This window comes from Pseudomonas sp. LRF_L74, from assembly GCF_965644255.1.
Taxonomy (GTDB): domain Bacteria; phylum Pseudomonadota; class Gammaproteobacteria; order Pseudomonadales; family Pseudomonadaceae; genus Aquipseudomonas.
This window is the reverse complement of record NZ_CBFFRH010000004.1, coordinates 282298-301308: the sequence shown is the minus strand read 5'-3', so window position 1 is coordinate 301308 and position 19011 is coordinate 282298. Positions and strand designations below refer to the sequence as shown.

At 62.6% G+C, this 19011-nt stretch carries 19 protein-coding genes; 11 read left to right on the top strand and 8 right to left on the bottom strand.

Translation table 11 applies throughout. The features are described 5' to 3' along the window. Positions 1 to 31: 31 nt before the first annotated feature. Together amaA and ACSZPK_RS12755 are read right to left on the bottom strand one after the other, a co-directional pair. Complete coding sequence (gene amaA, locus ACSZPK_RS12760) at positions 32 to 1318, bottom strand: L-pipecolate oxidase (protein ID WP_437881839.1); 1287 nt, start codon at positions 1316 to 1318, stop codon at positions 32 to 34. Positions 1319 to 1454: 136 nt separating this feature from the next. Next, entirely contained in the window at positions 1455 to 2183 is a 729-nt protein-coding gene (locus ACSZPK_RS12755; RefSeq protein WP_437881838.1) for a S1 family peptidase, read from the bottom strand. Positions 2184 to 2482: 299 nt separating this feature from the next. On the opposite strand from ACSZPK_RS12755, the gene ettA reads away from it, so the two are divergent. Then, positions 2483 to 4147 carry an energy-dependent translational throttle protein EttA gene (gene ettA, locus ACSZPK_RS12750; protein WP_437881837.1) on the top strand — a complete coding sequence of 555 codons (1665 nt, stop codon included), beginning with the start codon at positions 2483 to 2485 and terminating at the stop codon, positions 4145 to 4147. Between the two features lie 65 nt (positions 4148 to 4212). Here ettA and ACSZPK_RS12745 read toward each other — a convergent pair whose 3' ends face one another. From ACSZPK_RS12745 to ACSZPK_RS12735, 3 genes are all read right to left on the bottom strand, one after another. Then, a complete protein-coding gene (locus ACSZPK_RS12745; protein WP_437881836.1) occupies positions 4213 to 5247 on the bottom strand; it encodes a methyl-accepting chemotaxis protein in 1035 nt (344 codons plus the stop codon). 200 nt (positions 5248 to 5447) lie between these two features. Then, on the bottom strand, positions 5448 to 6446 hold the full coding sequence (locus tag ACSZPK_RS12740; RefSeq protein ID WP_437881835.1) for an SRPBCC family protein: 999 nt from the start codon (positions 6444 to 6446) through the stop codon (positions 5448 to 5450). Positions 6447 to 6499: 53 nt separating this feature from the next. Beyond that, positions 6500 to 6862, bottom strand: coding sequence for a hypothetical protein (locus ACSZPK_RS12735; protein WP_437881834.1), 363 nt, complete (start codon positions 6860 to 6862; stop codon positions 6500 to 6502). A 373-nt stretch (positions 6863 to 7235) separates the two neighbouring features. On the opposite strand from ACSZPK_RS12735, the gene gdhA reads away from it, so the two are divergent. From gdhA to ACSZPK_RS12710, 5 genes are all read left to right on the top strand, one after another. Continuing rightward, complete coding sequence (gene gdhA / locus ACSZPK_RS12730) at positions 7236 to 8576, top strand: NADP-specific glutamate dehydrogenase (protein WP_437881833.1); 1341 nt, start codon at positions 7236 to 7238, stop codon at positions 8574 to 8576. 156 nt (positions 8577 to 8732) lie between these two features. Beyond that, the gene (locus ACSZPK_RS12725) at positions 8733 to 11144 is read left to right on the top strand and encodes a Lon protease family protein (RefSeq protein WP_437881832.1); all 2412 of its coding nucleotides are present in this window, start codon (positions 8733 to 8735) and stop codon (positions 11142 to 11144) included. Between the two features lie 247 nt (positions 11145 to 11391). Next, entirely contained in the window at positions 11392 to 11715 is a 324-nt protein-coding gene (locus ACSZPK_RS12720) for a hypothetical protein (RefSeq protein ID WP_437881831.1), read from the top strand. Between the two features lie 193 nt (positions 11716 to 11908). Then, positions 11909 to 12403, top strand: coding sequence for a TIGR00645 family protein (locus ACSZPK_RS12715; RefSeq protein WP_437881830.1), 495 nt, complete (start codon positions 11909 to 11911; stop codon positions 12401 to 12403). Positions 12404 to 12517: 114 nt separating this feature from the next. Further along, the gene (locus ACSZPK_RS12710) at positions 12518 to 13135 is read left to right on the top strand and encodes an FKBP-type peptidyl-prolyl cis-trans isomerase (RefSeq protein WP_437881829.1); all 618 of its coding nucleotides are present in this window, start codon (positions 12518 to 12520) and stop codon (positions 13133 to 13135) included. 117 nt (positions 13136 to 13252) lie between these two features. Here ACSZPK_RS12710 and ACSZPK_RS12705 read toward each other — a convergent pair whose 3' ends face one another. Both ACSZPK_RS12705 and ACSZPK_RS12700 read right to left on the bottom strand, forming a co-directional pair. Beyond that, positions 13253 to 13495 (bottom strand): PA4570 family protein, encoded by a 243-nt coding sequence (locus ACSZPK_RS12705; RefSeq protein WP_437881828.1) that lies wholly within the window; start codon positions 13493 to 13495, stop codon positions 13253 to 13255. Between the two features lie 134 nt (positions 13496 to 13629). Then, positions 13630 to 14598 (bottom strand): polyprenyl synthetase family protein, encoded by a 969-nt coding sequence (locus ACSZPK_RS12700; protein WP_437881827.1) that lies wholly within the window; start codon positions 14596 to 14598, stop codon positions 13630 to 13632. A 292-nt stretch (positions 14599 to 14890) separates the two neighbouring features. Here ACSZPK_RS12700 and rplU point away from each other — a divergent pair, with 292 nt between their 5' ends. From rplU to ACSZPK_RS12675, 5 genes are all read left to right on the top strand, one after another. Further along, positions 14891 to 15202 (top strand): 50S ribosomal protein L21, encoded by a 312-nt coding sequence (gene rplU, locus ACSZPK_RS12695; RefSeq protein WP_437881826.1) that lies wholly within the window; start codon positions 14891 to 14893, stop codon positions 15200 to 15202. A 39-nt stretch (positions 15203 to 15241) separates the two neighbouring features. After that, on the top strand, positions 15242 to 15499 hold the full coding sequence (gene rpmA, locus ACSZPK_RS12690; RefSeq protein ID WP_437881825.1) for a 50S ribosomal protein L27: 258 nt from the start codon (positions 15242 to 15244) through the stop codon (positions 15497 to 15499). A 105-nt stretch (positions 15500 to 15604) separates the two neighbouring features. Next, entirely contained in the window at positions 15605 to 16828 is a 1224-nt protein-coding gene (gene cgtA / locus ACSZPK_RS12685; RefSeq protein WP_437881824.1) for an Obg family GTPase CgtA, read from the top strand. A gap of 64 nt (positions 16829 to 16892) precedes the next feature. Further along, positions 16893 to 18011, top strand: a complete 1119-nt coding sequence (gene proB, locus ACSZPK_RS12680; RefSeq protein ID WP_437881823.1) for a glutamate 5-kinase — start codon at positions 16893 to 16895, stop codon at positions 18009 to 18011. A gap of 49 nt (positions 18012 to 18060) precedes the next feature. Continuing rightward, positions 18061 to 18513: a CreA family protein gene (locus ACSZPK_RS12675; protein ID WP_437881822.1), complete on the top strand. Its 453-nt coding sequence runs from the start codon at positions 18061 to 18063 to the stop codon at positions 18511 to 18513. 95 nt (positions 18514 to 18608) lie between these two features. Here the strand turns inward: ACSZPK_RS12675 and rpsT are convergent, their stop codons facing one another. After that, on the bottom strand, positions 18609 to 18884 hold the full coding sequence (rpsT, locus tag ACSZPK_RS12670; RefSeq protein ID WP_437881821.1) for a 30S ribosomal protein S20: 276 nt from the start codon (positions 18882 to 18884) through the stop codon (positions 18609 to 18611). Positions 18885 to 19011: the final 127 nt, after the last annotated feature.

The following is a 19011-nucleotide window of genomic DNA, read 5'->3' as shown; positions in this document are numbered from 1 at the left end:
AGGATGCTGCCGCTCGACCTGGAGCTGGCTTTCAGAGCACCACGCGCAAGCATTGCCCGGCGTGATACAGATTGAACCCAGCCTCGTAAGCCAGTGCCCGTACTCCCGCGCTTTTCAACTGGCTGACCGGCGCGAACGGCACCGGCAGGGTGCCGCGCTCATCCTTGATCAGGTAGTCGGCGAAGGCGCGGCCGACCACGGTCCCGGTGGTGTTGCCACGCCCGTTGTAGCCGTTGGCGGCGACGATACCGGGGGCCGGTTCGAACAGCTTGATCAGGTGGTCCGGGGTGAAGTCGATGCAGCCGGTCCAGTGCATCTGCCACTCGACCTTGCCGAGCTGTGGAAAATAATGACGCTGGATGCGGTCCGCCCAACTGCGCACGAACCAGGCCGGCTTGTTGTCCATCTTGCCCATGCTGCCGAGGATCAATCGGCCCTGCTCGTCGCGGCGGATGCTGCTCAGCACCAGGCGCGTGTCCCATGAGCCCTGGCCATGCTTGAGCACATCGTCGGCGGCGGCAGAGTCCAGCGGCACCGAGGCGACGTTGTAGTAGTAGCCCTTGAAGAAGTTCTGTTTGATCCCCGCCCATTCGCCTTCGGTGTAGGCGCCGGTGGAAATCACCACCTTGGCGGCGCTGACCGAGCCGGCCGGCGTCACCACCTCCCAGCCGGCACCGTTGCGTTGAAGTGCGTCGACCGGCGATGACTGGAAGATGTGTCCGCCGAGCTTCGTCACCGCTTCGGCGAGGCCCTGCACGTAACCCATCGGGTTGATGGTGCCGGCGCGGCGGTCGAGCAGGGCGCTTTCGATCTGCTCGGTGCCGCAGTATTCGCGGCACCTGGCACCGGTCAGCAGTTCGACATCGGCGCCCCGGCGCTTCCATTGATCGTGGCGGGCCTGGATGTCCGCGCCGCCCTTGGCGTTGTGCGCCATGTGCAGGGTGCCGACGTGGCGGGCCTGGCAGTCGATGTCATGGCGCTTGATCAGGTCGAACACGGCGGCAGGCGCCTCTCCCATGACCTGGTTGAAACGCTCGCCTATACCGGGGCCAAGGGTTTGCTCGGCTTCGTCCGGCTGGATCCAACTGCCGGCGTTGACCAGGCCGACGTTGCGTCCCGAGCCGCCGGTGCCGATTGTCCTGGCCTCCACGACAATGACCGAACGGCCTTGCTCCAGCAGGTGCAGGGCGGCTGACAGACCGGTGATACCCGCGCCAACGATGCACACGTCAGCCGTGTGCGCGTCGTTGAGGGCGATGCAGGCAAGGCGCGTGGGCGCGACCTGTTCCCATAGACATGTTTCAGCGAGTTGAACCATCCCGACCTCTTGTTCCCAGCGGCAGAGGCCGCAGACATGATCAGCCTGCATTCTTGCCTCGCCGGTCATTCAGGGAAAAGCGACGTTTCCTCTGAATATCATTCTTTTTCGGCATGACCGGGGCGGGTCGATTGGATCAGCTTTCGGTCAGGGCCAGCAGGATGTCGGCGTACCAGGTGCAGTTCAGGCCCAGGGCTTCGTCCAGCTCCAGGTCGCGGGTGCCCAGGTCGAGCCGTGCCGAATGCACGCCGAGCAGCACCCAGGGCAGGGCTGCCTGGCTGCCGGGTGCACGCATCACCACCGGCGCGCCGCTGGTGCCACGGTGGGTGCGGGCGTCGGTGAGAAAGTAGCCCTCGCCCTGGAAGCGCAGGCCGAAAGACGACGCCACCACCGCCTGGCGCACCACCGGCATGTGGTGCAGGTTGTCGTGGAAACCCAGGGGGAAACCGACCACCAGCAGCGAGGTGCCGACCTCCACGCCGCCGGGCGGCAGGTACAGGTGGTCCGGGGTGAAAGGCTGGAAGAGCGTGGTCGCGGGGAGCGCATCGCGGTCGATCTCGATCGCCGCCACATCGACCTCGCCAGCGCTGTCGGTAGCCCGGCGCCACAGGCTCTTGCCGTTGCGGTACAGGGGAATCGAGAAACCGATGGATTCGGCCAGGTTGTTCAGGTCGGTGTGCAGTTCTATTTCCACCCGGTCGGGAAAATGCTGGCTCGGTTCATCGATCATCACGTGGCGGCTGGTCACCAGGAACAGGCGCTGGTCACGGGCGAAGAAAAAGCCGCTGGCGTTGGTCAGCGGCTGACTGCCGTCGAAAGTGCAGACGCGAGCGGTGGATAGCAACAACGGTTCGATGGTGGACATGGGCTGCTTTCGATGGAAACGTACAGGCAGCATCGGCCTATCGGGCGCCGTTGGCTATCGATCATTTGCGCGGAGCGCTCTGCTACGCTTCGCACCCCGCGTCGCAACTGAATTCTCCGCTTTTACCATCGGTGGGTTCAGGGGCGGCCTCACAACGCGTAAACTGCGTCTCCTTGGCCGCTGCTCGCCCTGGTCCGCCCGTCGCTCGCCGACGTCGTCGCACGGACTCCATGAGTTGGCCCCCAGCGCCGCCAATGGCTGGATTCAGTGTTTTCACCTTTTCCAACGAGGTCAGGATTTTGGCTCAATACGTCTTCACCATGCACCGGCTGAGCAAGGTCGTTCCGCCGAAGCGTGAAATCCTCAAGAACATCTCCCTGTCGTTCTTCCCCGGCGCCAAGATCGGTGTGCTTGGCCTGAACGGCGCGGGTAAATCCACCCTGCTGCGGATCATGGCCGGTGTCGACAAAGAGTTCGATGGCGAAGCCCGGCCGATGCCCGACATCAACGTCGGCTACCTGCCCCAGGAGCCGCAGCTCGATCCGCAGAAGACCGTGCGCGAAGTGGTCGAGGAAGCGGTGAGCGGGATCAAGGATGCCCAGGCGCGCCTGGACGAGGTCTACGCCGCCTATGCCGAGCCGGATGCCGACTTCGACAAGCTGGCCGCCGAGCAGGCCAAGCTCGAAGCGATCCTGCAGGCCAGCGATGGTCACAATCTCGAACGCCAGTTGGAAGTCGCCGCCGATGCCCTGCGCCTGCCAGCCTGGGACGCCAAGGTCGAGCACCTGTCCGGTGGCGAGAAGCGCCGCGTGGCCCTGTGCCGCCTGCTGCTGTCGGCGCCCGACATGCTCCTGCTCGACGAGCCGACCAACCACCTGGACGCCGACTCCGTGGCCTGGCTGGAACGTTTCCTCCACGACTTCCCCGGCACCGTGGTGGCGATCACCCACGACCGGTACTTCCTCGACAACGTCGCCGGCTGGATTCTCGAACTCGACCGTGGCGCGGGCATCCCGTATGAGGGTAACTATTCCGGCTGGCTGGAGGCGAAGTCCGAGCGCCTGGCCCAGGAATCCAAGCAGCAGTCGGCCCACGAAAAGGCCATGAAGGAAGAGCTGGAGTGGGTGCGCAAAGGCGCCAAGGCCCGCCAGTCGAAGTCCAAGGCCCGCTTGCAGCGCTTCGAAGAGATGCAGTCGCAGGAATTCCAGAAGCGCGCCGAGACCAACGAAATCTACATCCCGGCCGGCCCACGCCTGGGCGACAAGGTCATCGAGTTCAAGAACGTGACCAAGGGCTACGGCGACCGCGTGCTGGTCGAAGACCTGTCGTTCAGCGTACCGAAGGGCGCCATCGTCGGCGTGATCGGCGGTAACGGCGCCGGTAAGTCGACCCTGTTCCGCATGCTGATGGGCAAGGAAACCCCGGACTCCGGCAGCATCGAGATCGGCGAGACCGTGCAACTGGCCTGCGTCGACCAGAGCCGCGACGACCTGGACGGCAGCAAGACCGTCTGGGAAGCGGTGTCCGACGGGCTCGACCAGATCAGAATCGGCAACTACGAGGTACCGTCGCGTGGCTACGTCGGCCGCTTCAACTTCAAGGGCGCCGACCAGCAGAAGTTCGTCAAGGACCTCTCCGGTGGTGAGCGTGGCCGTCTGCACCTGGCCCTGACCCTGAAGGAAGGCGCCAACGTCCTGCTGCTCGACGAACCGTCCAACGACCTCGACGTGGAAACCCTGCGCTCGCTGGAAGACGCGCTGCTGGACTTCCCTGGCGCCGCCATCGTGATTTCCCACGATCGCTGGTTCCTGGACCGCGTGGCGACCCACATCCTGTCCTACGAGGACGACGGTGTGATCTTCTTCGAAGGCAACTACACCGAGTACGAGGCCGACCGCAAGAAACGCCTCGGCGATGCCGCCGCCCAGCCGCATCGCGTACGGCACAAGAAACTGGCGCAGTAAATGCCGCAGTGAAAAAACGGAGCTCTGGCTCCGTTAGCATTTGGCCCGCAAAGCGGAGGAGCCAGTCACCTGGCCGGCGACCTGGACTCCTGGCCTGGCAAGCGCTGCTCGATCACGCCATACCAGCCTAGGCCGGCGTAGGTTTCGAAGCCGGGCGTCAAGGAATAGGCCTGAATGGTGTGGGCGTTCAGCGAACGGTAGCCCGTCTTCTGATCCTGGCGAAGTTGCAAGGCGATCGGCGTGCCCAGTTGCGCTTTCGGATCCGAGCTGGCGATGAGGCGGTGCTGGGCATCCACCAGCATCAGTTGGCTGCGGGCGCGCTCTTCGTCGCTCAAGCGGACACCGTCGATGACGGAACGCGCCTGGTTCTGCCAGTCGAACAGGATACCTATCGTGCCGATACGTTCGCGCCCCTGCGCGCCACCGAACACGGCAGCGCTGAAAATGCAGCTACGGGCATTCTCCAGCAGCGCTTGCTGCTGGACCGCTCCGGCATGGTACTGATCTCCGTCGCGATGGCGCATGGCCGCCTGGAACCAGTCGGCCTGCGAGACATCCGCGCCCTGCACCTGGCGGTAGGTGTCCGGGCGCCCCGAGGCGATGATCGTGCCTTCGGTGTCGGTGAGCCAGATGTCGAGATAGACCGTATAGGCGTTCAGGATCACGCCCAGGCGCTGGCTCGCATGGGCGCATGCTGCGGCTGTGCGCAGGCTCAGCGCTTCGACCAGGGAGGCGTCCGTTGCCCACCAGCGTACGTCGCAGGAGCGTTCGTAGAGGTTGCGGTCGATGATCTCGATCATGTTCAGCGCAAGGTCGGCCAGGCGCTGGCCACGGACATCGAAGCACATGCCGCGGCCGAGTTCGGAAAGCTCGCTGACGGCACTCTGCAGGTCGCGGGTGAGGCTCGCGGCGATGCCGGTGATACGCTCGGAGATGGCCTTGACTTCCTCGGCCACGACCGCGAAGCCGCGTCCCGACTCGCCCGCATGCGCCGCCTCGATCAAGGCGTTGATCGCCAGCAGGCGGGTCTGCTGGGTGATCTTCTGAATGTCGTTGATACCGCGCCCCGCCAGTACTTCGACGTCGTGTGACAACGCCACTATCCGTTCCGGTTCTATCATTTGGAAGCCATGCCTACACAGATGGATGGGGCAGACAAAACAGAACAACACGATACGGGCGGGAGCTGTTTTCGCTCCTTGCCGGGGATAGGCCAGTTTGGCGGCACCGGTTCGCCTAGCGCAGACTTTTATCCGAAAGGGCCACGGCTGAACAGCTATGCAGGCCGCCTGCGCGGCAATTATCGGCGCGTCGCTACGTGCTCGGCGCGCTGCCGATAGAAGTTCAGCAGTACGCCTGCGGTGTCATTCAGCATGTAGTTGGCCAGGGGCACGGCATACCAGTTGAACTTGGTGGTGGCGCGGAAACGCACGTCGAGGTCCAGGCGGGTGCCGCCGTTTTCCGGGGTCAGCGTGTAACGGGTGTCGAGCAGGTCGAAGTACTGGCCGCCGATCACCACATGCTCGTCCATGCTGCCGGCCGGGAACGATTCGGGGGTGAACTGGTAGGTCCAGGCGATGAACCGTTCTGGCTCGATGGCACTGATGCGCTCATCGAACTGCACGCCTTTCTGCCAGAACGACTTGCGCACGGCACCGACTTCGGCGCGCTCGGTTATCGCCTGCACCGGGTAGGGCACGCCGATGCGATAGGCCAGGCCGCCTTGCAGTTCTTCCGGGCGCATGTCGCGCGGATTGAGAATCAGCTTCCAGACATCGGCCGGCGCGGCGGCGATATGCACGCTGCGCTGGACCTGGTCAATGTCGTTCCGGCTGGGAATCAAGTGCTCGCCCGCGGCCATCAGCAATGGCAGCAGGGCAATGCTCTGCAAGGTACGCACCGGGCGCTTGCGCAGGCGACAGATCAGCCCCATCAGCAAGCCGCCGGCCGAACCCAGCAGGCAGAACAGCGGCAGCGCCATGGCAATGCAGATCAGCCCCTCGATCAAGGCCACGGCGGTGCCGCCGACGAACAGTGCCACCGCCAGCCAGGGGACGAAGACGTAGAAGACCCAGGACCTGCGCGTGACGCGTTCGGCCAGGTAGATGGTGATCGCACCGACCGCGAAGGGCACGGCATAGACGAAGGCTGCGGCCATCACCGTTGGCATCTGTTCTCCGCCGATGATCATCCCGGAGAACAGCAGGCGCAGGACCAGGCCATAGACGCCACCCGCGATCAGTGGCAGCCAGGTAGAAAAGGGCAGAGGGCCTTTCGGCTCTTGGGCGGGAATGGTCACGACGGGCATCCGTGCAAGAATTGAGGTGCGAGGATAACCCGTAAGCGTGCCGGTCAGCGACCGCGCAGGGAACGGCTCAGCGCACGGTTTTTCTCGCGTTCCCAGGCGCGGTCGCGGTCCGCGCGTTTCTGCCCGACGTGCTCGAAATAGGCGCGGCGCTCCTCGCGGTCGGCCTTGGCCTGGCATTGGCGGAAACCATCGTCCCAGCCCTTGGCGTAGGTCTTGTCCTTGAGATAGCGCGGCACGTCCTTCTGGAAGCCATCGCTGATCGCCCCAGCCGCATTGCGTCCGCTGCTGCACCCGGCATCGAAACCATCGGCGAAAGCCGGTGGGTAGCCCTGGCTTAGCAGGTACTCGTGGTTGGATTGGCAGCCAGCCAAGATACTCGCTGCCAGCAGCAATACCCACAGGCGCATGACGATCCCTACTACTTGAAAGGTCCTTGTAGTTTCAGACCGCCGATGTCGGTAATTCGTTAAAAGCCTGTCGATGAATGGTTGGACGGTGTCAGCCGGCAGGCCTGCGAGGTGGCAGATTGCGTGAATACCCGGCCCGGTTCGACCTGGGTTGGCGGTAAACCAGCAGTAAATTAGCGCCCGATTTTCGCGCATCAATAGTCTTGTTTTGGTGCGAAATTCGCTCGATTTATCCGTGTTTCAGCGGGTGTTTTATATTTTGAGCGCCAAAAAGATTCAAAAAAGCGTCATTTTGCACTTTTTAAGTGCAATTCATTCTTGGTAGAGTCTGCCGCCTAACAACTTCAACACCATTGGTTTCAGGGACTCCGCCATGACGCATTCCGTAGATAACTTTCTCGACCGCCTGAAGCAGCGCGACCCGAACCAGCCCGAATTCCATCAGGCGGTGGAAGAGGTCCTGCGCTCCCTGTGGCCGTTTCTCGAAGCCAATCCGCACTACATGGAAGCGGGCATCGTCGAGCGTATGGTCGAGCCTGAACGGGCGATCCTGTTCCGCGTGCCGTGGGTCGACGATGCCGGCCGCGTACAGGTCAACCGTGGTTTCCGCGTGCAGATGAGCAGTGCCATCGGCCCATACAAGGGCGGCCTGCGTTTCCACCCGTCGGTGAACCTCAGCGTGCTCAAGTTCCTGGCCTTCGAGCAGGTGTTCAAGAATTCCCTGACCTCGCTGCCGATGGGCGGTGGCAAGGGCGGGTCCGACTTCGATCCGAAGGGCAAGAGCGATGCCGAAGTGATGCGCTTCTGCCAGTCGTTCATGAGCGAGCTGTACCGCCACGTTGGTGCTGATCTCGACGTGCCGGCCGGTGACATCGGCGTGGGCGGGCGTGAAATCGGCTACCTGTTCGGCCAGTACAAGCGCCTGGCCAACGAGTTCTCCTCGGTCCTGACCGGCAAGGGCCTGGCCTATGGCGGCAGCCTGATCCGCCCGGAGGCGACCGGTTACGGCTGTGTCTACTTCGCCCAGGAGATGCTCAAACGCAAGGAGCAGTCTTTTGACGGTCGCAACGTGACCATTTCCGGCTCGGGCAACGTCGCCCAATACGCCGCGCAGAAAGTCATGGAGCTGGGCGGCAGGGTCATCTCGGTCTCCGATTCCGCCGGCACCCTGCACATGCCGCAGGGCATGAGCGAAGAGCAGTGGCAATACCTGATGGACCTGAAGAACGTGCGGCGCGGTCGTCTCGAAGAAATGGCCCATGCCTTCGACCTGCATTTCCTCCCCGGCCAGCGGCCCTGGGGCCTGGCGTGCGACATTGCCCTGCCGTGCGCGACCCAGAACGAACTGGATGCCGAGGATGCCCGCGTGCTGCTGCGCAACGGCTGCATCTGCGTTGCCGAAGGCGCCAACATGCCGTCGACCCTGGACGCCGTGGACCTGTTCATCGAGGCGGGTATCTTCTACGCACCGGGCAAGGCGTCCAACGCTGGCGGCGTGGCCACCAGCGGCCTGGAAATGAGCCAGAACGCCATGCGCCTGCATTGGACGGCCGGTGAAGTGGACACCAAGCTGCACGGCATCATGCAGTCGATCCACAACGCCTGCGTGTCCTACGGCGAGGAAGCGGACGGCACGGTCAACTACGTCAAGGGCGCGAACATAGCCGGCTTCGTCAAGGTCGCCGACGCCATGCTGGCGCAGGGCGTGGTCTGACAAGAAGTCCCCAAGCGTCAAGCGTCAAGCTGCAAGTTAAGAGCCTGGAATGCCCTGAAGCGCTTTTAACTTGTAGCTTGCGGCTGCTCTGAGTTCCTTGCCATGCCCGTCGAGCGGGCGCCAGAATGAGCCATCATTCAGCGGTAAGGACATCCAATGCCTGAATCCCTCGTTGCCGGCCTGCGCCTGGCACCCGATGAGTTGACCCGTCCCTTCGCTCCAGAGCAGTTCCCGTTCAAGACCACCGAAGATCTCGAGCCCTTCCGCGGCGTGCTGGGCCAGGAGCGGGCCGTCGAGGCATTGCAGTTCGGTGTGGCCATGCCGCGGCCCGGTTATAACGTGTTCGTCATGGGCGAGCCGGGCACCGGCCGCTTCTCCTTCGTCAAGCGCTACCTGAAGGCCGAGGCCAAGCGCCAGGCGACGCCGTCCGACTGGGTCTACGTCAATCATTTCGACGAGCCACGGGAGCCTCGCTCGATCGAGCTTCCGGCTGGTACCGCGGCGGATTTCATCGCTGACGTCAATCATCTGGTCGACAACCTGCTGTCGACCTTCCCGGCGGTGTTCGAGACCCCGACCTATCAACAGAAGAAGGCCGTCATCGACCGTGCCTTCAACCAGCGCTACGACAAGGCGTTGGATGTGATCGAGCGCCTGTCCCTGGAAAAGGGCGTGGCGTTGTATCGCGACAGCAGCAATATCGCCTTCACCCCGATGAGCGAAGGCAAGGCCCTCGACGAGGCCGAGTTTGCCCAGTTGCCCGAGGCCGAGCGCGAGCGCTTCCACGCCGATATAGCGGTGCTCGAAGAGCGCTTGAACGAAGAATTGACTGGCTTGCCGCAGTGGAAGCGCGAGTCGAGCAACCAGTTGCGCCAGCTCAATGAGGAAACCATCACCCTCGCTTTGCAGCCGCTGCTTGCGCCGCTGTCGGAGAAATACGCCGAGAACGCTGGCGTCTGCGCTTACCTGCAGGCCGTTCAGGTCAACCTGCTGAAAACCGTGTTCGATCTGCTCAGCGACGACAAGCCCGATGCCCATCGGCGTGAGCTGCTGGAAGAACAATACTGCCCGAGCCTGATCGTCGGTCACCATACCGATGGCGGGGCGCCGGTGGTGTTCGAGTCGCATCCGACCTACGACAACCTGTTCGGTCGCATCGAGTACAACACCGATCAGGGCGCGCTCTATACCAGCTATCGGCAACTACGCCCCGGTGCGCTGCACCGGGCCAACGGCGGCTTTTTGGTGCTGGAGGCTGAGAAGATGCTTGGCGAGCCCTTCGTCTGGGAGGCGCTCAAGCGCGCACTGCAGTCGCACAAGCTGAAGATGGAGTCGCCGCTGGGCGATCTCGGTCGGATCGCCACGGTGACCCTGACGCCACAGACGATCCCCTTGCAGTTGAAGGTAGTGATCATCGGCTCGCGCCAGCTTTATTACGCCCTGCAGGACGCCGATCCGGACTTCCAGGAGATGTTCCGCGTGCTGGTGGACTTCGACGAGGACATCCCGCTGGCCGAGGAGAGCCTGGAGCAGTTCGCCCAGTTGCTGAAAACCCGCACGTCGGAGGAAGGGCTGGCGCCGCTGACATCGTCGGCCGTCGCCCGCCTGGCGACCTACAGCGCGCGTCTGGCCGAACACCAGGGGCGCCTTTCGGCGCGGATCGGCGACCTGTTCCAGTTGGTCAGCGAGGCGGATTTCATCCGTAACCTGGCAGGCGATGGGGCGACCGATGCCGGCCACATCGAGCGGGCCTTGAAAGCCAAGGCCACGCGCACCGGACGAGTCTCGGCGCGCATCATCGATGACATGCTCGCCGGTATCATCCTGATCGACACCGAGGGTGCTGCCATCGGCAAGTGCAACGGCCTGACCGTGCTCGAAGTCGGCGATTCGGCATTCGGCGTGCCGGCGCGGATTTCCGCCACGGTTTATCCGGGTGGTTCCGGCATCGTCGACATCGAGCGCGAGGTCAACCTGGGCCAGCCTATCCACTCCAAGGGGGTGATGATTCTCACCGGCTTCCTGGGCAGTCGCTATGCCCAGGAATTCCCCTTGGAAATTTCCGCGAGCATCGCCTTGGAGCAGTCCTACGGCTACGTGGATGGCGACAGTGCCTCGCTAGGCGAAGTCTGCACGCTGATTTCCGCACTGTCGCGCACGCCGCTGAAACAGTGCTTTTCGATTACCGGCTCGATCAACCAGTTCGGTGAAGTGCAGGCGGTCGGCGGGGTCAACGAGAAGATCGAAGGCTTTTTCCGCCTCTGCGAGGCGCGTGGACTGACGGGCGAGCAGGGCGCGATCATTCCGTATTCCAACGTCGCCAACCTGATGCTCGACGAGCGGGTTCTGCAAGCCGTGAGGGCCGGGTTGTTCCACGTCTACGCGGTGCGTCACGTCGACGAGGCCTTGAGCCTGCTGGTCGGCGAGCCGGCTGGGGCGGCGGACGAGCAGGGGCGTTTCCCGGCGGGCAGTGTCAACGCCCGCGTCGTCGAGCGTCTACGCGGTATCGCTGAAATGGGTATGCAAGAGGCTTCAGAGGAAAAGCCGCAAGATCCGAGCGCCGGATAGGCGGTGCCAGCGGCGGGATCTGCCGCGAGCTTCAAGTCAACGCGACTCGAAGCTTGCGGCGCACGGGGCCGGTCGCGGCTCGCTCATCCCTTGAGCAGTCCGCCTGCGATCCCGTGGCTCATCGCCGCCAGCCATCTGCCCCCGCTTCGCTCACAGAGTTATCCACAGAAAATCGGGATAACTTTGCCGTTTCTTCGTGGTCTGGTGGGGTGTAGGCTGACATCAGCCATTCGAGGGGGGCGCCATCATGTCGCGCAGTCTCTGTCTTATCCGCCATTTCCTTGGCCTGACCACGCGTATCGAATGCCAGATCCGTCCGCTCGCTGGCGGGCGCGGTTTGTGGACGTTGCTCTGCGCAGCTGGAATGTCTGGTTCACAACCTTCGGAGATCCGTGCGCAAGGCCCATTCCACGGGCCTTTCGTTGCCGAGTCGATTCTTCAATCGATTGCCGAGTGCCTGGTGCAGCAAGGCTATCAGGCGAGCGAGGAACCGCTGATCTGGGACCTGCACTTGCACGCCGAGCTACGCCGCCTCAATGCGGGTAAACGAACGCGCCTGGTCGGCGTCTGAGTGCGGCTGGACATTTTTTGGCCGGCTTCGCGGAGCCTAGGTAGCGCATGATACGTGGCCATCGATCCCGAGATTACCAACAATGTTATCCACAGCTTCTGGGGGTAAAGCGCGGTAACCTCGAACACCTTGTTCCGTTATGACGGCTGAGTATACTCGCGGGCGTTTTTCCCCTCCTTTCCTGCGAGAACTCATGGAACGCTTTATTGAAAATGCGATGTACGCATCGCGCTGGCTGCTTGCCCCGGTCTATTTCGGCCTGTCCCTGGCCTTGCTGGCTCTGTCGCTGAAGTTCTTCCAGGAAATCTTCCACATCTTGCCGGCGGTATTCGTCAAGACCGAGGCCGAGCTGATCCTGGTTCTGCTGTCGTTGATCGACATGGCGCTGGTTGGCGGCCTGCTGGTGATGGTGATGTTCTCGGGCTACGAGAACTTCGTGTCCCAGCTCGATATCGACGAAAACAAGGAAAAACTCGATTGGCTGGGCAAGATGGACTCCGGTTCGCTGAAGATGAAGGTCGCGGCTTCCATCGTGGCGATCTCGTCCATCCACCTGCTACGCATGTTCATGGATGCGCAGAAGATCGAGAACGACAAGCTGATGTGGTACGTGATTATCCACATGACGTTCGTGGTTTCCGCATTCGCCATGGGTTACCTGGACAAGATGACCAAGCACGATCACTGATCGTGTAATTGTTCCTGAAGCCCGGCTTGCGCTGGGCTTTTTTCCGCCTGCGCATTGGCACTGGCCGCTTGTGCTAGGCTTGCCGGCCTTTTCGACCGCCCCTGGAGTCCGGCCATGTCCGACATCGATCTGTCTACCAATGAAACCCGCGTGAGCTATGGCATCGGCCGCCAACTGGGCGACCAACTGCGTGACAATCCACCGCCAGGCGTCAGTCTCGAAGCGATTGTCGTCGGCCTGCGCGATGCCTTCGCCAATCAGGAAAGCCGTGTTTCGCCGGATGATCTCAACAACGCCTTCCGTGCCATCCGCGAAGTGATGCAGGCCGAAGCCGCAGCCAAAGCCGAAGCGGCCGCTGCTGCCGGGCGTGAATACCTGGTCGAGAATGCTAAGCGCGAAGGTGTGACCGAGCTGCCATCTGGCCTGCAATACGAAGTGCTGGTCGCTGGCGATGGCCCGAAGCCGTCCCGCGAAGATCAGGTTCGTACCCACTACCACGGCACCCTGATCGACGGCAGCGTGTTCGACAGCTCCTACCAGCGCGGCCAGCCGGCCGAGTTCCCGGTGGGCGGCGTGATTGCCGGTTGGGTCGAGGCCCTGCAACTGATGGGCACCGGCAGCAAGTGGCGTCTGCACGTGCCGAGCGAACTGGCCTACGGCGGCCAGGCGACCGGCAGCATCCCGCCGCACAGCGTGCTGGTGTTCGACGTCGAGCTGCTGGAAATCCTCTGAGGTATGCCGTACCCGACGCCCAGGCCACTCTTCCTGAGTGCCCTGGGCGTCGACGTGACGTCTTGTGGCGTCACGCCTCTGTCGCCGGCGCCTCCTGCGCCGGTTTTCGTTCCGCTGTCAGTAGGCCTCTCCCTGAGGGCGCAAGGCACGGGCGTAGCAGAACAGGAAGAGTCCCCGAACCAGTTCCTTCAAGACGCTGGGCTCGTTCGAGTTGAGGCTGACGAGGTCGAGGTCGCCCTGGTCGCGCAATTCGTCGATGGCTTCTTCCTCCAGGACCGCACAGACCTCGCCCGTTTCGCGATTGAGGATGCGCAGGTAGGGATGCGGGCGATCCAGCCATGCGTCGATCAAATAAGTCATTTGCCCATCTCCTGAAAATGCTTTCGTGTGATGAGAATAATTCTTATTCAAATAATAGCAAGCCTCAATTTGACCTTTTGTCGCACCAACGAAAAAACCCGTCACGAGGACGGGCTTTCAACAGTGCTTGACGATCAGTGTGTGCGGGCTACGGCAAACCGGCTCAATTCGATCAGGGCGTCGCGATAGGGGTTGGCCGGCAACTTGTCGAGGCAGGCGATGGCGCGATCCGCGTGCTCGCGGGCGAGTTTCGCGGTGTAGGCCAGGGCGCCAGAGGCATCGACGGCCGCGCGAATGCTTTCGAGGTCTTCCACGCCGCCTTTCTGGATCGCCTTGCGCACCAGGGCCGCCTGTTCGGCGGTGCCTTCGCGCATGGTGTAGATCAGCGGCAGGGTCGGCTTGCCCTCGGCCAGGTCGTCGCCGACGTTCTTGCCCAGGGTCTCGCTGTCGCCCTGGTAGTCGAGCAGGTCGTCGACCAGTTGGAAGGCGATACCGAGGTGGTCACCGAAGGTCTGTAGAGCGTTACGCACCTCTTCGTCAGCACCGGCCAGTGCGGCGGCGCTGTGAGTGGAGGCTTCGAAGAGCATTGCGGTCTTGCCGCGGATGACCTCCATGTAGGTTTCTTCGGTGGTGCTGGCGTCGCGCACCTTGGTCAGTTGCAGCACTTCGCCTTCGGCGATGACGCGGGTGGCGTGGGAGAGGATGTGCATGACTGGCATGCAACCCAGCTCGACCATCATTTCGAAGGAGCGTGAATAAAGGAAGTCGCCGACCAGCACGCTGGGTGCGTTGCCCCATTGGGCGTTGGCGGTGGCGCGACCGCGACGCATGCCGGACATGTCGACCACATCATCGTGCAGCAGGGTGGCGGTGTGCAGGAATTCGATGGTCGCGGCCAGCAGGCGCAGGTCGTCGGCCTGATAGCCAAGGGCTTTGCCACTCAGCAGGACGAGCAGTGGGCGCAGGCGCTTGCCGCCGGCGGAAATGATGTAGTCACCGATCTTTTCCACCAGTGGAACGCGGGAAACCAGTTGGCGGCGAATGATGCCGTCGACGGCAGCGAAATCGTCCGCGACCACGCTGTAGAAGGACTGGGGTTGCATCGTTGCTCCTGAAACTGAGACGCTCCAACCTCACCGGGAGGTGCGGAGCCAGCAGGACCGCGGCGCCTGGCCGGGCCCGGGCGGGTTGCGCGGCATGCTAGGGGGCAGGGTAGGGCCTGTCAAGGCAAGGACGGGCAGGGCTTGCCTCGGGATTGGCCTTTCCGTACAATCGCGGCCCCTAACTCCCTGCCTTACGCAATTGCAACGGCATCATCCCGATGTCGTGCAGCCATGCCGGCCCATAACTCTTTCTCTAAAGCGTCGGGTGAGCAGGTTTCACGGAGAGCAATCCATGTACGCTGTAATCGTTACCGGTGGCAAGCAATACAAAGTCGCCGAAGGTGAATTCCTCAAGGTCGAAAAACTGGAAGTCGCCACTGGCGAGTCCATTACCTTCGACCGCGTTCTGCTGGTTGGCAATGGCGACGACGTCAAGATCGGTGCGCCGGTCGTCGATGGTGCCAAGGTTGTCGCTGAAGTGGTCTCCCAAGGCCGTCACGACAAAGTGACCATCATCAAATTCCGTCGCCGCAAGCACCACATGAAGCGTCAGGGCCACCGTCAGTGGTTCACCGAAATCAAGATCACCGGTATCCAGGCCTGATCTTTCAGCCCTCGATCCCTTCTTTGGAGGATTTGACTCATGGCACACAAAAAAGCTGGCGGTTCTACCCGCAACGGCCGCGACTCGGAAAGTAAACGCCTTGGCGTGAAACTGTTCGGCGGCCAGGTCATCAAGGCCGGCAACATCATCGTGCGTCAGCGCGGCACCCAGTTCCACGCCGGCTACGGCGTTGGCATCGGCAAAGACCACACCCTGTTCGCGAAAGTGGATGGCGTGGTCAAGTTCGAAGTCAAGGGTGCCTTCGGTCGCCGTTACGTGAGCGTCGTGGCTGCCTAAGCCCGCGTTCGCTGAAAAAGCCTCGTCTCGCGACGGGGCTTTTTTGTTTCTGTATATCCTGTAACTCGTGTTCCATTGGCCCGTCCCGCGACGGGAGGCGTACCCATGAAATTCGTTGACGAAGTTTCGATATTTGTAAAAGCCGGCGACGGCGGCAACGGCATGATGAGTTTTCGTCGTGAGAAATTCATCGAGAAGGGTGGCCCCAACGGCGGTGATGGTGGCGACGGCGGCTCCGTATTCATGGAGGCCGACGAGAACCTGAATACCCTGGTCGACTATCGCTATACCCGCCGCTTCAATGCGCGCAATGGAGAGAAGGGCGGCAGCACCGAGTGTACCGGTGCCAAGGGTGAGGACCTGATCCTCCCGGTCCCGGTGGGTACCACCGTGATCGATGCCGGCACCCAGGAGGTGATCGGCGACCTGACCAGGCCGGGCCAGCGTCTGCTGGTCGCTCAGGGCGGCTGGCATGGGTTGGGCAATACCCGCTTCAAGTCCAGTACCAACCGCGCACCGCGCCAGACCACGCCAGGCAAGCCGGGTGATGCGCGTGACCTGAAGCTCGAGCTGAAGGTGCTGGCCGATGTCGGTCTGCTCGGCTTGCCGAATGCCGGCAAGAGTACCTTCATTCGTTCCGTGTCCGCAGCCAAGCCGAAGGTGGCGGACTATCCATTCACTACCCTGGTGCCGAACCTGGGTGTGGTCAGTGTCGGACGCTACAAAAGCTTCGTGGTCGCGGACATCCCGGGGCTGATCGAGGGCGCCTCTGAGGGGGCTGGCCTGGGTATCCGTTTCCTCAAGCACCTGGCGCGTACCCGCCTGCTGCTGCACCTCGTCGACATGGCGCCATTGGATGAAAGCGATCCGGCCGAGGCCGCCGAGGTCATCATTCGCGAGCTGGAGAAATTCAGCCCGGCCTTGGCCGATCGCGATCGCTGGCTGGTGCTGAACAAGGCTGATCAATTGCTCGACGATGAGCGCGAGGAGCGCATGCGTGCGGTGGTCGAGCGTCTCGACTGGCAAGGCCCGGTGCATGTGATTTCGGCTCTAGAGAGCGAAGGGACCGAGTCGCTGACGCAGGCGATCATGCGTTATCTCGATGAGCGTGAGCTGCGCAAGGTCGAGGAGCCTGCGTACGCTGAAGAGCTCGCTGAGCTGGATCGCCGTATCGAGGATGAGGCGCGTGCCCGTATCCAGGCGCTGGACGACCGGCGTGCGCTGCGCAAGGCGGGTCTCAAGAGTGTCGATGATGTGGATGATGACGACGATTGGGATGACTTCGAGGATGACGAGGATGGTCCTGAGATCATCTACGTCCGTGACTGAAAACAGGGTATCTTGCAGCGCCGCTTCTTAGCGGCGTTGTGCTGACTGGTTCTGGGGTTCTGACATGCGGGACAAGGTGACTGGCGCGCAGCGCTGGGTGGTGAAGATCGGCAGTGCGCTGTTGACTGCCGATGGTCGTGGTCTTGATCGTGATGCGATGGCGGTCTGGGTCGAGCAGATGGTGGCGTTGCGCCGTGCTGGTGTCGAGCTGGTGCTGGTTTCTTCCGGGGCCGTGGCGGCGGGCATGAGTAGCCTGGGGTGGGTGTCCCGGCCGAGTGCCATTCATGAGCTGCAGGCGGCTGCGGCGGTGGGGCAGATGGGCTTGGTGCGTGCCTGGGAGTCCAGTTTCGCCGGGCATGACGAGCAGACGGCCCAGGTATTGCTGACGCATGACGACCTTTCCGACCGCAAGCGCTACCTGAATGCGCGCAGCACCTTGCGCACGCTGGTCGAGCTGGGGGTGATCCCGGTGATCAACGAGAACGACACCGTGGTCACTGACGAGATCCGCTTTGGTGACAACGATACCCTGGCGGCGCTGGTGGCCAACCTGGTCGAGGCCGACCTGCTGGTGATCCTCACTGATCGTGATGGCATGTTCGATGCCGATCCGCGGCACAATCCCGATGCCCAGCTTATCTATGAGGCGCGCGCCGATGATGCGGCGCTGGATGCGGTCGCGGGTGGAACCGGTGGTGCGCTCGGTCGTGGCGGCATGCAGACCAAGTTGCGCGCGGCGCGCCTGGCGGCGCGTTCCGGTGCCTATACGGTGATCGTGGGGGGGCGTATCGAGCGGGTGTTGGATCGCCTGCATGCGGGCGAGCGCCTGGGTACGCTGCTGGCGCCTGAGCGTGGCCTGCTGGCGGCGCGCAAGCAGTGGCTGGCCGGCCATCTGCAGACCCGCGGCACGCTGGTGCTCGATGCGGGTGCGGTGAAGGCGGTGCTGCGTGACGGCAAGAGCCTGTTGCCGGTTGGCGTGCGCGAGGTGCAGGGCAGTTTCCGGCGCGGCGAAATGGTCGTCTGCGTCGGTCCGGACGGGCGCGAGATCGCGCGTGGCCTGGCCAACTACAGTGCGCTCGAGGCGCAGAAAATCATCGGCCATTCGTCGGATGCCATCGAGCGTCTGTTGGGCTACGTCGACGAGCCGGAGCTGTTGCATCGGGACAATATGATTCTGGTGTGATGTCTCGTTGTCGGGGCTTGTGCGAATTTGGGTTTTGGGGAGAGAGTCGATGAAGCGTGTCTGGGTGGGGTTGCTGTGTGCGTTGCCGCTGTGGGCTTCGGCCGAGCAGATTGGCGAGGTGTCCACTGTCTTCAAATGGGTCGGCCCGAACGACAAGATCGTCGTCGAGGCGTTCGATGATCCGAAGGTCGAGGGTGTGACCTGCTACCTGTCGCGGGCCAAGACGGGGGGCGTGAAGGGTGGTCTTGGCTTGGCCGAGGACCGCGCCGAGGCGTCGCTCGCTTGTCGCCAGGTTGGCCCTATCGAGTTCAAGGGCAAGCTGGCCGATGGCGAGGAGGTGTTCAAGGAGCGAACCTCGCTGGTGTTCAAGAGCATGCAGGTCGTGCGTTTCTTCGATGAAAAGCGCAATACGCTGGTGTATCTGGTGTATAGCGATCGCGTGATCGAGGGTAGCCCGCAGAATGCGGTGACGGCGATTCCGATCCTGCCCTGGGCACACTGAGGGGGTCGGGCCTCGCCGCGGCTGCGGCGAGGCCGGATTTTTTGAGCGCAATAAAAAAACCGGCCAATGGCCGGTTTTTTCAAGAACCTGACGGCTTAGGCGGCAGCTTGGCTGAGTGCCTTGATGTGGCCGTTCAGGCGGCTCTTGTGACGAGCGGCCTTGTTCTTGTGGATGATGCCCTTGTCGGCCATGCGGTCGATGACCGGAACGGCCAGGGTGTAGGCGTTCTGGGCTTTCTCCAGGTCCTTGGCGTCGATAGCCTTGACCACGTTCTTGATGTAGGTACGAACCATGGAGCGCAGGCTGGCGTTATGGCTACGACGCTTCTCAGCCTGTTTGGCGCGTTTTTTGGCAGAAGGTGTATTGGCCACCGTCAAGCTCCTCGAATACTAGGGGGGATAGCAAACAAATAAGGCCGCGAATCATGCCGATGCGTTGGGCTCGTGTCAAGTCTGCCGGCGCCAGTCCGTACTGGCCTGACCGGCGGCGGCTGGTTAA

Coding starts and splice junctions, on each gene's coding strand:
- ACSZPK_RS12725 (WP_437881832.1), top strand. CDS start 8,733: ATGCCTGAATCCCTCGTTGCCGGCCTGCGCCTGGCACCCGATGAGTTG.
- rplU (WP_437881826.1), top strand. CDS start 14,891: ATGTACGCTGTAATCGTTACCGGTGGCAAGCAATACAAAGTCGCCGAA.
- amaA (WP_437881839.1), bottom strand. CDS start 1,318: ATGGTTCAACTCGCTGAAACATGTCTATGGGAACAGGTCGCGCCCACG.
- ACSZPK_RS12715 (WP_437881830.1), top strand. CDS start 11,909: ATGGAACGCTTTATTGAAAATGCGATGTACGCATCGCGCTGGCTGCTT.
- proB (WP_437881823.1), top strand. CDS start 16,893: ATGCGGGACAAGGTGACTGGCGCGCAGCGCTGGGTGGTGAAGATCGGC.
- rpmA (WP_437881825.1), top strand. CDS start 15,242: ATGGCACACAAAAAAGCTGGCGGTTCTACCCGCAACGGCCGCGACTCG.
- ACSZPK_RS12705 (WP_437881828.1), bottom strand. CDS start 13,495: ATGACTTATTTGATCGACGCATGGCTGGATCGCCCGCATCCCTACCTG.
- ACSZPK_RS12675 (WP_437881822.1), top strand. CDS start 18,061: ATGAAGCGTGTCTGGGTGGGGTTGCTGTGTGCGTTGCCGCTGTGGGCT.
- ACSZPK_RS12700 (WP_437881827.1), bottom strand. CDS start 14,598: ATGCAACCCCAGTCCTTCTACAGCGTGGTCGCGGACGATTTCGCTGCC.
- ACSZPK_RS12755 (WP_437881838.1), bottom strand. CDS start 2,183: ATGTCCACCATCGAACCGTTGTTGCTATCCACCGCTCGCGTCTGCACT.
- gdhA (WP_437881833.1), top strand. CDS start 7,236: ATGACGCATTCCGTAGATAACTTTCTCGACCGCCTGAAGCAGCGCGAC.
- cgtA (WP_437881824.1), top strand. CDS start 15,605: ATGAAATTCGTTGACGAAGTTTCGATATTTGTAAAAGCCGGCGACGGC.
- ACSZPK_RS12710 (WP_437881829.1), top strand. CDS start 12,518: ATGTCCGACATCGATCTGTCTACCAATGAAACCCGCGTGAGCTATGGC.
- ACSZPK_RS12720 (WP_437881831.1), top strand. CDS start 11,392: ATGTCGCGCAGTCTCTGTCTTATCCGCCATTTCCTTGGCCTGACCACG.
- ACSZPK_RS12735 (WP_437881834.1), bottom strand. CDS start 6,862: ATGCGCCTGTGGGTATTGCTGCTGGCAGCGAGTATCTTGGCTGGCTGC.